The 11,036-nt window shown below is 46.1% G+C and carries 13 protein-coding genes and 1 other annotated feature (1 of these 14 cut by a window edge); all 13 genes read right to left on the bottom strand.

The features are described from left to right. Window positions 1-130 (bottom strand) — a binding site (T-box leader); it reaches 145 nt to the left of the window's first position. An 81-nt stretch (window positions 131-211) separates the two neighbouring features. The 13 genes from TCA2_RS07030 to TCA2_RS06970 all read right to left on the bottom strand — a co-directional run bounded on the left by TCA2_RS07030 (window position 212) and on the right by TCA2_RS06970 (window position 11,002). Continuing rightward, a complete protein-coding gene (locus TCA2_RS07030) occupies window positions 212-721 on the bottom strand; it encodes a DivIVA domain-containing protein (protein ID WP_047910881.1) in 510 nt (169 codons plus the stop codon). A 136-nt stretch (window positions 722-857) separates the two neighbouring features. After that, window positions 858-1,640, bottom strand: coding sequence for an RNA-binding protein (locus TCA2_RS07025; RefSeq protein WP_047910880.1), 783 nt, complete (start codon window positions 1,638-1,640; stop codon window positions 858-860). Between the two features lie 35 nt (window positions 1,641-1,675). Further along, the gene (locus tag TCA2_RS07020) at window positions 1,676-1,945 is read right to left on the bottom strand and encodes a YggT family protein (RefSeq protein ID WP_081872297.1); all 270 of its coding nucleotides are present in this window, start codon (window positions 1,943-1,945) and stop codon (window positions 1,676-1,678) included. 7 nt (window positions 1,946-1,952) lie between these two features. Further along, window positions 1,953-2,420: a cell division protein SepF gene (locus tag TCA2_RS07015; RefSeq protein ID WP_047910879.1), complete on the bottom strand. Its 468-nt coding sequence runs from the start codon at window positions 2,418-2,420 to the stop codon at window positions 1,953-1,955. 5 nt (window positions 2,421-2,425) lie between these two features. Beyond that, window positions 2,426-3,115 (bottom strand): YggS family pyridoxal phosphate-dependent enzyme, encoded by a 690-nt coding sequence (locus tag TCA2_RS07010; protein WP_047910878.1) that lies wholly within the window; start codon window positions 3,113-3,115, stop codon window positions 2,426-2,428. A gap of 6 nt (window positions 3,116-3,121) precedes the next feature. Further along, window positions 3,122-3,991: a peptidoglycan editing factor PgeF gene (pgeF, locus tag TCA2_RS07005; protein ID WP_047910877.1), complete on the bottom strand. Its 870-nt coding sequence runs from the start codon at window positions 3,989-3,991 to the stop codon at window positions 3,122-3,124. Between the two features lie 95 nt (window positions 3,992-4,086). Further along, window positions 4,087-4,422 carry a YlmC/YmxH family sporulation protein gene (locus tag TCA2_RS07000; RefSeq protein ID WP_047910876.1) on the bottom strand — a complete coding sequence of 112 codons (336 nt, stop codon included), beginning with the start codon at window positions 4,420-4,422 and terminating at the stop codon, window positions 4,087-4,089. Window positions 4,423-4,629: 207 nt separating this feature from the next. After that, a complete protein-coding gene (gene sigG / locus TCA2_RS06995) occupies window positions 4,630-5,412 on the bottom strand; it encodes an RNA polymerase sporulation sigma factor SigG (protein ID WP_047910875.1) in 783 nt (260 codons plus the stop codon). Between the two features lie 102 nt (window positions 5,413-5,514). Continuing rightward, window positions 5,515-6,237: an RNA polymerase sporulation sigma factor SigE gene (gene sigE / locus TCA2_RS06990; RefSeq protein WP_047910874.1), complete on the bottom strand. Its 723-nt coding sequence runs from the start codon at window positions 6,235-6,237 to the stop codon at window positions 5,515-5,517. Between the two features lie 12 nt (window positions 6,238-6,249). Further along, on the bottom strand, window positions 6,250-7,215 hold the full coding sequence (gene spoIIGA / locus TCA2_RS06985; RefSeq protein ID WP_047910873.1) for a sigma-E processing peptidase SpoIIGA: 966 nt from the start codon (window positions 7,213-7,215) through the stop codon (window positions 6,250-6,252). Between the two features lie 201 nt (window positions 7,216-7,416). Beyond that, on the bottom strand, window positions 7,417-8,535 hold the full coding sequence (gene ftsZ / locus TCA2_RS06980) for a cell division protein FtsZ (RefSeq protein ID WP_047910872.1): 1,119 nt from the start codon (window positions 8,533-8,535) through the stop codon (window positions 7,417-7,419). 82 nt (window positions 8,536-8,617) lie between these two features. After that, complete coding sequence (gene ftsA, locus TCA2_RS06975; protein WP_047910871.1) at window positions 8,618-9,889, bottom strand: cell division protein FtsA; 1,272 nt, start codon at window positions 9,887-9,889, stop codon at window positions 8,618-8,620. A gap of 342 nt (window positions 9,890-10,231) precedes the next feature. Then, window positions 10,232-11,002: a cell division protein FtsQ/DivIB gene (locus TCA2_RS06970; RefSeq protein WP_047910870.1), complete on the bottom strand. Its 771-nt coding sequence runs from the start codon at window positions 11,000-11,002 to the stop codon at window positions 10,232-10,234. Between the last annotated feature and the right edge of the window lie 34 nt (window positions 11,003-11,036).

The following is an 11,036-nucleotide window of genomic DNA, read 5'->3' as shown; positions in this document are numbered from 1 at the left end:
TGCAGCATGCTTTCGGCTTCACTTCTCCGGGATGATATTCAGCCATGGTCCGTTTCATTGGCTCGCACCTACCGCCAACTCTCTGTAAACGAATGCTCATGAGCTTACTGGTTCCCATCATCAAACCTGTATTATAAATTACATATAACAATATTTATAGCCTCTTTACAGCAAAAAGTCAACCTGACAGATGACCTGTGTATTTGTGGTATTAGTAAATTTCCTTCATTTCGCGCTCGCGCTCACGAACTTCCTGCTCCCGGTTCTCCAGAGCTTCCCAGCCATCCATATTCAACAGCTCCAATTGAGCTTCAACAAGGGTGCGGAAACGAGCTCGGTAAATAGAAGCCTGTTTCTTAAGTTCCTCAACTTCAAGCGAAATCTTGCGTGACTTAGATAAAGCTTCGTTCACGATCCGGTCTGCATTCTTCTCTGCTTCCTTCACAATGAGCTGAGCTTCCTTCTTCGAATTGTTCTTCACTTCATCAGCAGCTTCCTGCGCAACAATAATGGTCTTGCTGAGCGTTTCCTCAATATTAGCAAAATGATCCAGCTTCTCCTGCACGGACAGCAACTGTGTGCTTAGCTCCTTGTTCTCACGGATAACAGCCTCGTAGTCTTTGATTACTTGATCCAAAAACTCATTGACCTCATCCTCATCATAACCACGAATACGGCGGGCAAACTCCTTATTATGTATGTCCAGCGGCGTTAGTGGCATGCTGTCCACCTCCTATAGTATTAACCTCTTGATTAGAGAGGCATTGAACTTCATTTTATTTATCGGTCCAGCACATCATTTCATAAACTCTGACCTAAAGATTTCGACAAGAAAACAAGAATTCCTGCAAATATATTTACACAAATTTACCCACTTTCACACGGAACCGACCTTTTTTGGTCATTCCATCGGTTTCCATCACTTTAAAACGCCCCAAGCCTTGGACAGATACGACGTCCCCTGCCTGCAGTATTTTGGATGGATCCTCTGCCACCTTCCAGTTCACTTTGCAGCGTCCTGCCTTAATTGGTGTAAGAATCTTGCTCCGGCTCAGTCTATACACATCGCTTGCAATTCCGTCCAAACGCAAAGAAGCCACCGTCAGATCCATCATCTGGAGAGCAACATCACTCGTCCGAAGCTGATCTATCGGCAGTATGTCCGTAAATACATTCATCCGATGCACTTGGTGCAGATGAAGCGAGAAATAGTCTGCGATTTCCATGGCAACCACGGTGTGGCATCCGTCATCCAGGACGTGAATGTCACCGAGCTTCCCACGTTTGAGCCCAAGGCTCAGCAGTGCCCCCATATAATCCCCGTGATCGAGCTGCAGAAATTTTTGATCCGCCGAAGTAATGCTTAGAACGGCAAGTCCCATATCCTCATCATCCAGATAAGCATAGTCAGGAGCGATCAGTGCTCTTTGACGCTCCGCATTTACAGAGCCGCCTTCCATACGCACTTGTACATCTCCTCTGCGATTCGCCAGCGTATCCAAAATATAGGCCTGGCGCGGGTCCAGAAAGTCCGTCAGCTTCATCTCATGATACTGTCCGGCACGTTCCACCCACTCCCAGGCCTTATCTACAAAATCCCGTTCATCGGGGTGAAAATGTTCATAAATGTCTGTACGCATTTCATAATCACCCTGTCTATTCATTTAAAACTGGTCTAAGCAAATATTCCTTGTAATATAGCTAACAGTCCTGTTGCAGCATACCTCAGCGCAATGATGGCTATGATCGGCGAAATGTCGAGCATCCCGAAAATAGGCGGTATAAATCTGCGGAAAGGAGCTAGGTAGGGCTCTACAAGCTTGCCTAATATTTCTCCGAACTTGGACTCTCTCGCATTAGGCAGCCAAGACATTAGGATGTAAATAATGATCATCCAATAGTAAATGTTAACCAAGCTGTTAACAAATTGAAATACGAATTCCAAAAACCTGTCACCTCATTCTGTTGTAATCTACTTCGCTGTCGTGATCTGTAAGTATTTCCGCGATGGTTCCTTGTATTTCAACGGTGTCGGGTGTACAGAGAAAAATGTTTCCGCCGATTTTGGAAATGCCTCCGCCAAGCGCATAAACGGTTCCGCTTAGAAAATCAATAATGCGAAGAGCCTGATCCTTACGCACACGCTGCAAATTGACAACAACGGTCCGATGGGATTTGATATGATCGGCGATCTCCTGTGCTTCATCGTAACTACGCGGCTCGTACAGAACGACCTTTACATTTTTTTGGGAATGAATGCTTACGACATTATTGCCCTTCTGGTTTCTACGTTTATCAAAGCTCGGCGTTTCAACTTCTTGTTCCGATTCCTCTACACGCGTATTGACCTGCTCTCGCTCTACAACCTCTTCTTCCTCCTGAAGACCGAAAAAATTCATAAATTTATTCACTACACTCATCTCCTTTAGCCCTCCTCTTTACCTACGAGAACACTTCCCAGTCTCACCCACGTTGCACCTTCCTGAATCGCTATCTCAAAATCATTGGACATTCCCATCGACAGATCCGTCAACGGTTCATGGGTCAAGGCTTGTCTATTCAAGTCGTCTCTAAGTTCACGAAGTCCGCGAAATACGGGACGCGTACGTTCCGATTCTTCTTCGAAGGGGGCCATTGTCATAAGTCCGGCGACTTGAATATGATTAAATTCTCGAATTTCTTTGAGCAGCGGAACGGCTTGCTCGGGCTGAAGACCATACTTCGATTCCTCACCTGAGATATTCACCTGCAGCATACACTGCACTTTAATGTCCAGCTGCGCTGCCTTCTTCTCGATCTCACGAGCGAGAGACAATCGGTCTAATGAATGGATATATGGAAATTTGCCAACTACATCCTTCACTTTATTTGTCTGAAGATGTCCGATAAAATGCCATACTCCCCGATGTCCGAGCATATTCCACTTCTCCTCGGCATTTTGCCATCGGTTCTCGCCAATATGTACCAGTCCGCTGCCAAGCACTTTCTCTGTCATCCCGGCAGATACATACTTGGTTACCGCGATGACATTCACATCATCTCTATTGCGTCCGCTTGTTTCACAAGCAGCTTGGATGCGTTCATCCACGTGCTGTATTCTCTCCTCCAGTGACAAGGAGGGTCACCTCTCTTCCAATCCAATCCAGCTTGCCATTCTGCCTGTAATGCCGCCTTCCTTACGATAACTGAAGAATAGCTCAGGGTGGCAGCTTGTACACCATGATGTACATTCGATATGATCCGGCAATATTCCTGCTTTCATCATAATGTGTCGATTGACTTCTTTCAAGTCAAGCATGCTTTTTCCTTCTGGTGCAGGCTGATGTGCCTTCCTGTATGCAGAATCCTCATATTCATCTTTACCCTGTTCAAGATCGTACAAAACCTTCACTCGGTCCATTACATAATCATCAACCTCATAGCAGCAGCTTCCGATCGACGGGCCAATAGCCGTCCGAATATCAGCTCGCTTACTTCCATAATGCTCTTCCATCCGTTCAATCATACGTTCTGCTATCTTCTGAACTGTTCCCTTCCATCCGGCATGCGCCAGACCGACCACATCGTTGACCGGATCATAGAAATAGAGCGGTACACAATCCGCGTAAAATGAAGTCAGCAGCACACCGCGGACGTTCGTCAGTAATCCGTCGGTATCCTGAATCGCCGACTCCCGATTCAAGAAGCCTCTGCCTCGATCTGCTTCTGTTACGATGGCAATCTCACTCTTATGTACTTGCTCACCGCATGTCCACGCCTCTGCCGGTATTCCAATCTCCTCAGCAATGCGCCTGCGATTCTCAATGACATCCTCAGGGCTGTCTCCCACATGATAAGCACAGTTGAGACTGCTGTACGGCGCAGTACCGACACCTCCGGCACGGCTTGTATATCCCGTTACAAGTCCGTTACTTCTTGAATAGGAATTCCATGGCTCTATTGCAAACAGCTTCGGTCCACTGTCCTTATTATTCAGCACAAAAGGTTCCATGCTTGTGTATCACCTCGTTCTTCTTTAGAAACATCTATACACCAGTGTACCAAAAAAACAGCCCTCATGTCTCTTTAGGGGATGCCGGACTCATACTAGAATCCCTTTCGTTCCCCTTCGCGCCGCTCCACACGTTCGTTATAGGCATCCTCGGTCTTTGCTTCCTTCACTTCATCCATCTTCACAAGCACGACGTCCGAGCCGATCTTGACAATATTTCGCCAAGGGATAATCAGATCTGAGCCTCCACCAAACAGCCCCATGAACCGGCTATAGCTCGGTACAACAATGGCCTCAATGCGTCCCTGCCGAAGGTCCAGCTCCAGATCACTGATTTGGCCCAGTCTTTTTCCATCCACAATATTAATGACATCCTTGGTTTGAAAATCTGATATTTTCATCGCTCTCACCGTCAGATCTCCTGAGCTCATCTTATCCTCACATCCCGCTCTTATAAATTGAATCCTTATATCAATATATGTTTGGAACGCCCAAAATGTCCTTTTTTTTATGAAGGCTTGGTCGGCTTTCTGACATAATAAAACCTCCAGCTCCGCGCTGCATACGCGAAAGTGGAGGTTAGTTGGAAAATGATGCAATACAATCCGTTTTTTTAAATCAAGCTCTTATTTCTGCGATTAGGTTTTCACATGCTTTTGCATTTGCTGAATGGCTGATTTCTCAAGTCTTGATACCTGCGCCTGGGAAATACCGATCTCATCAGCCACTTCCATCTGGGTCTTTCCTTCAAAAAAGCGCATGGATAGAATCATTTTTTCACGCTTCCCAAGCCGCTGCATTGCTTCTCTAAGCGCGATCTCCTCAATCCACGACACATCCTTGTTCTTATCGTCACTGATCTGGTCCATCACATAGATCGGGTCACCGCCGTCATGATATATCGGCTCAAACAAGGACACGGGGTCCTGAATCGCATCAAGCGCGAATACAACATCCTCTTTAGGCACATTGAGCACTTCGGAAATCTCAAAAATGGTCGGCTCGCGAGAGTTCATATTGGTCAGCGCATCTCTAACCTGCAATGCCTTATATGCAATATCCCGGAGGGATCTGGAAACTCGAATCGGGTTGTTATCCCGCAGGTATCTTCGAATTTCACCGATAATCATCGGTACTGCATAAGTGGAGAACTTCACATTCTGAGACAAATCAAAGTTATCAATGGCTTTCATGAGGCCTATACAGCCAACCTGGAACAAATCGTCAACGAATTCTCCCCGGTTATTGAAACGTTGAATGACGCTGAGCACGAGGCGCAGGTTCCCATTCACTAATTTCTCTCTAGCTGAGCGCTCATTATTTTGCTGAAGATTCGTAAATAACTCACGCATTTCTACGTTGGTTAGGACCGGCAGTTTCGACGTATCCACGCCACAAATCTCGACTTTATTACGGGTCATCGTGATTTACCTCCCAAGGAGAAACATTAATGTACATTATCTCCGGGAGAGGTATTTTTATTCCAAATAGAACCGCTTACCAGTTATACCCAAGACTTGATTTTAGACCATTTTGTTGAACTCCTTGCGCAGTCGCTTGATGATACGTTTCTCAAGTCTGGAGATGTACGATTGAGAGATACCCAGCATGTCCGCAACATCCTTCTGCGTCTTCTCTTCCCCATCCTGAAGACCGAAACGAAGCTCCATGATCATCCGTTCCCGATCCGTCAGCTTGTCTAATGCTTTGTGCAGCAGCTTGCGATCGACCTGTTCTTCAATGTTGCGATAGATCGTATCATTCTCCGTACCAAGCACGTCGGACAAGAGCAGCTCATTGCCATCCCAATCAATGTTCAGCGGCTCATCAAAAGAAACCTCGGTTCGTATTTTGCTGTTGCGGCGAAGATACATCAGGATTTCATTCTCGATACAACGGGACGCATAGGTAGCCAGCTTGATTTTTTTCTCCGGATCAAATGTGTTCACGGCTTTAATTAAACCGATGGCGCCAATGGAGATCAGATCTTCGATGTTAATGCCCGTGTTCTCGAATTTGCGGGCAATATAGACGACAAGCCGAATGTTGCGCTCGATTAGCATCGCCCGGATGGCTGGGTCACCTGTCTTTAGCTTTTGCAGCAAATAGTCTTCTTCTTCCCGGGTAAGCGGCGGCGGGAGTGCTTCACTCCCCCCAATATAATAAATCTCCTCACTCTTCAGCCCGAACAAAAACAGGAACCGGTAATACTGCAGCTGTGCGGCGAGCTTCCATTTCACAAGCATGTATACTTCCTCCTATACCACGTTCAGCGGCTTTTCTGATTGACTGGCTGATGGTTTGATAATGGGGTCCTGCACATATTCCGGATGAATGATCGCCCTGTATTTCCCTTCAGATGAGAGCGTTCCTCCATCAAGACCGATCAATGTGCGAGCCGGCGTATAGCACGTCCCATTCATCTTGATCATGACCGAGTCGGGTTTCAATGCAAGCATAAACGACGTTCCTTTGTTGATTCCCCGGAAGGGGACAAGCCTTAATCGATCCTGCCATTCGAAGCCATCGCTAAGCTCCATAACAAGCTGATCAGCGGGTACCTGAGAGATCCTTCCTTTCCAGTTCTCAGGCAGGTAGGAATCCCATAATGCGGCTTCCATGACCATGACTGGCGTGCGGGTCAACGGATCTGTGAGCTGGTTGCCTGTATCCACAAGTCCTGTGCAGCTCACTTCCACTTCTCCAATACGTACGCTCACTTCACCGAAGAACGCTGTCATTTGATCTGCTTTCCTCTTGTTCTTATGAACCGCTCTAAAGATGAATAGAACACTAAAGAAAACAATAAACATAAACCAGAACCCTACTTGCAGTTCAAACGACACGCCTCCCGTTGTTGTGAATAATATTCCGTTGAACAACTCACCTGAGCTTTGCAGTAAATAATGCACTCCGAGTATACCGCCTGCAGCCACAAAATTGATGACGTAAAAGGAGCCGATCGTCTTCATAAAGCTCTGCAGGCTATGAAATCCGAAGGCGGTCCAAATCATCAATAATGACAAGCCGAACTTGATGAGAAAGGTGTACAAAAAGGTAAGTTCGGGTACGAACATCATGACCACATATAACGCTCCAATAACCGCTGCAATAACCATTCGCCACCACTTTGGCCTCTGGCGCTGCATCCAAGCTGTTAAGAATAACAAGACCCAGTCAATCAGCAGGTTGGTCAGAAAAATCAAGTCGATGTATACAACCAGTTTTTCTCACCACCCTTGTATCATCGAATCAAAGAATATAACCAGTATAAGGAGGGAGACTTTCAAAGTCTGTCTAAACTTGGGAGGAGGATTGCAACTTTTTTTGTCGGATTTTTCACCTTATTCAAGACGTGAACAAGGCGTATAGTGACAGGAAACAAAAAAATGCAGCCTTGTGCAGGCTGCATTTTTGAATGATATTTATTCGTTATTATTGCCGTTGTTTCTGGTGCGATTACGCAAGAACGTCGGAATATCCAATTGATCAGAGCTAGGCTGATTGCCAAATGGCTTCAGGTTAGAAGAACGATTATCCTGCACTTCCGGTTGAGCAGGCTTGCGTACCGGTGGTGCAGTTGCAGCAGGCTTATTCTCGAATCCTGTCGCAATCACCGTAACCTTAATTTCTTCCTTCAAATTCTCATCAATAATGGCACCAAAAATCATGTTCACTTCTGGGTCTGATGCAGAGGTTACAATCTCAGCTGCTTCATTCACTTCGTATAGTGACAGGTTAGCACCACCTGTTATGTTCATGATTACACCGCGAGCTCCTTCAATGGAAGTTTCAAGCAGCGGACTCATGATGGCTTTACGGGCAGCCTCAGCTGCTCTGTTCTCACCTGTTGCCATCCCGATCCCCATCAAGGCGGAACCGCGCTCCGTCATAATCGTCTTCACGTCAGCAAAGTCAAGGTTAATCAATCCAGGAACAGCGATAAGGTCGGAAATACCTTGTACCGCTTGACGAAGAACGTTGTCTGCTTCACGGAAGGCTTCCAGCATCGGAGTCTTCTTATCCACAATTTCGAGCAAACGATCATTAGGAATAACGATCAGTGTGTCTACTTTTTCTTTCAACGCCTCTATACCGTGCTCTGCTTGATTCGAACGCTTGCGTCCTTCAAACGTAAACGGGCGAGTAACGACACCCACAGTTAGTGCTCCACATTCTTTAGCAATCTCAGCGATCACAGGAGCTGCACCCGTTCCTGTGCCTCCGCCCATACCTGCTGTCACGAATACCATATCCGCGCCTTTGAGCGTGTTAGCGATAAGGTCACGAGATTCCTCGGCTGCCTTCTTACCAACTTCAGGATTAGCACCCGCACCAAGCCCTCTTGTCAGCTTATCGCCGATTTGCAGTTTGTGTTCAGAACGGGCAAGATGCAATGCTTGAGCATCTGTGTTGACCGTAATGAATTCGACTCCCTGCACACCGTTCTCAATCATTCGGTTCACAGCGTTGCTTCCGCCGCCACCGACACCTATTACTTTTATCTGAGCCAAGCTCTCCATCTCGAAATCAAATTCCAACATACTTTCCCATCTCCCCCTCATGTGTGCATGGATGGCTCGTCCACTTATCAAAAATGAATTCTGTCCATTTCATATATCGGTTCTAAATCAATTCACTGAACATATTTTTTATGCGTTCGAAAAACCCTGGTTTATGTTCTTCTTCCGGAGCCGGATTCGGCTTAACACGATTCGTAGGTTTCTTGTTATTGCTTCCTCCGCCGCTCGTTGGTGCTGCGGGTCTGATTTTAGCACTGCGGATCACGTTATGCAAGATACCCACACCGCTAGTATAACCCGGGTCACGCACCCCGATAAAGTCTGGTACGGCCACTCTTACTGAAGCCGCAAGCTCATGCCTAGCAACTTGCAAGACACCAGGCATAGCTACCGTGCCGCCCGTTAATATATAACCTCCGGGAAGCTCCGTGTAACCGAGTCTCTTCATTTCCTGATGAATCATCTGGAATATCTCCTGCACACGAGGTTCAATGATGGCTGCCAGATCCTCTTGAGTAAACTCTTTATCCACATTGCTGCCGATACGAGTGACTTTGAATACGACATCTCTGGCTGCATCATCAAGCCAAGCACATCCATACTTCAGTTTTACTTTCTCTGCTTGTTCAGTCAAAGTACGGAGACCATATGCAATATCATTAGTAACAAACTCTCCGCCGATCGGGAGTGTAGAAGTGGCGACAATTGAGCCCTCCTCAAACACAGCAATCGTGGTCGAGCCTGCACCAATATCGATCAATGCAGATCCCATACCCTTTTCATCCTTGGACAGAGACAGCAGCCCTGCTCCGAGAGACATCAGTACAAGATCCTTCACTTTCAGACCCGACTTCTCTACGCAGCGAAGCAAGTTATGTATGGAAGTCTTGGCACCCGTAATAATCGTCGCTTCAACCTCAAGTCTTACACCGATCATGCCGCGTGGATCCTGAATGCCCTCAAGACCGTCCACTACGTACTGTCTTGCCACTACATCGATGATCTCACGTTCCGGCGGAATAGCAATCACTTCTGCCGCTTTCAACACCCGTTCCATGTCTTCTTCACCGATCTCACGGTCTTCATTCGATACTGCCACAACGCCGTGACTTGTCATAAGTCCGATATGATTTCCGGAGATACCGACATATACTTCGGATATTTGAATACCAACCATACGCTCCGCATGATCTACTGCATTGCGGATAGATTGTACAGTCTGGTCAATGTCTACAATTGATCCCTTACGAATTCCCTCTGAGTCGGCAGATCCAACTCCAATAATATTAAAGGTTCCATTGTTAATTTCCCCAATAATAGCTCGAACTTTGGATGTACCGATGTCCAAACTAACAATGATGTCATTGTTGCTCAAGTCTGTGGCACCTCCTGACTCCGATAGTAATATACGTTCTCAAGTTACAACACTCTCTACATATTCAACACGTTTAAGGCTTTCCCTCTTTTTTCTACAAATTTTTTAGGTGCCACCATCTTAGGTGTAATTATGAACTTTACGCTTGATTCCAAGCCTAATAGCTGCATGATTCACTCTGCTGTATGTCTATGTCTATTAACGGTTTGAACCGCCTCGATGATTCTATTAAATTCTGAAGAAAAAAGAAGGATACGTTAGTAAGATGCACATAGCTTAAAGTGTAACATTTTTTTAATCAATCAGAAAGTGCTATCTTCATAGACTGCTGATTCCATTATTTCAGGATGTGCTTCCCGCTTCGCCTTCCCCGGTGTCCTCTTCATCCGGCTGAAAGGGCTCATAGGAATCAGCCTCCAGCATGGTGATAAGACCGGGCTCTTCTGTTTCAATGACTTGGTTTAGATAACTCACCTTATCTCCAAGCAAAGAAATGGTTGTGATGACCTCAAACTGTGATTTGGTATACAGCTTGATCCGGTCGGGAAACGAAGGTGTCGGCGATGGCAGTATCTCCGAAATATCGGTTGTCAGCTCATTTGGTATTTCTTTGAGCACATTCGAGAGCTCGGTCTTCAGCGGATCGTCTGCTTTCCACTGAGTAAGAATCGGTTTTTCTACTGCAATGCCTCTTCCCTCCAGATTGACGCTGGCACCGCTGGATAATATGGCTTGAATCTGACCATCCGAAGCTAATTCGTAGGCGACAGTCTCATACTCTTTGACGTGTATGATAAGAATTCCAGGGAACTGCTTGTCCACCGTTGCTTCAGAAATAAGAGGACTGTCCTCCAGCACCCCTTCAATATCCGATGCATTGGCTCCGAAAAAAGGACTTCCTACCGCTAGACCGCTCTTAGATAAAATTTCTTCTCTAGTACTAAACACATTTCCTTCTATCTGAACCTGGGAAATTTTGCTTACGGGAGATCTAAAGAAGATCACTGCAAAAATAACGATAAATAACAACACCAAAATAAAGATAATTTTCCGGCTTGTTTTCATTTTTGGGGTGCTCTCTTTTTTGAGAGCAGGAATTTGACCTTTTGGCATTGACGTCCGCTCCATAAAAGCCTTAAGGTCCCCT

Origin of the sequence: Paenibacillus sp. TCA20, from assembly GCF_000732325.1 — a bacterium.
Taxonomy (GTDB): Bacteria; Bacillota; Bacilli; order Paenibacillales; family Paenibacillaceae; genus Paenibacillus; species Paenibacillus urinalis.
This window is presented reverse-complemented; position numbering and strand designations above follow the sequence as displayed.

Excerpts from the sequence above, each read along its gene's own strand:
- TCA2_RS07015 (WP_047910879.1), bottom strand. The coding sequence starts at position 2,420 with ATGAGTGTAGTGAATAAATTTATGAATTTTTTCGGTCTTCAGGAGGAA.
- TCA2_RS06970 (WP_047910870.1), bottom strand. The coding sequence starts at position 11,002 with ATGCCAAAAGGTCAAATTCCTGCTCTCAAAAAAGAGAGCACCCCAAAA.
- sigE (WP_047910874.1), bottom strand. The coding sequence starts at position 6,237 with ATGCTTGTGAAATGGAAGCTCGCCGCACAGCTGCAGTATTACCGGTTC.
- pgeF (WP_047910877.1), bottom strand. The coding sequence starts at position 3,991 with ATGGAACCTTTTGTGCTGAATAATAAGGACAGTGGACCGAAGCTGTTT.
- TCA2_RS07025 (WP_047910880.1), bottom strand. The coding sequence starts at position 1,640 with ATGCGTACAGACATTTATGAACATTTTCACCCCGATGAACGGGATTTT.
- ftsZ (WP_047910872.1), bottom strand. The coding sequence starts at position 8,535 with ATGTTGGAATTTGATTTCGAGATGGAGAGCTTGGCTCAGATAAAAGTA.
- sigG (WP_047910875.1), bottom strand. The coding sequence starts at position 5,412 with ATGACCCGTAATAAAGTCGAGATTTGTGGCGTGGATACGTCGAAACTG.
- TCA2_RS07000 (WP_047910876.1), bottom strand. The coding sequence starts at position 4,422 with ATGAGCTCAGGAGATCTGACGGTGAGAGCGATGAAAATATCAGATTTT.
- TCA2_RS07030 (WP_047910881.1), bottom strand. The coding sequence starts at position 721 with ATGCCACTAACGCCGCTGGACATACATAATAAGGAGTTTGCCCGCCGT.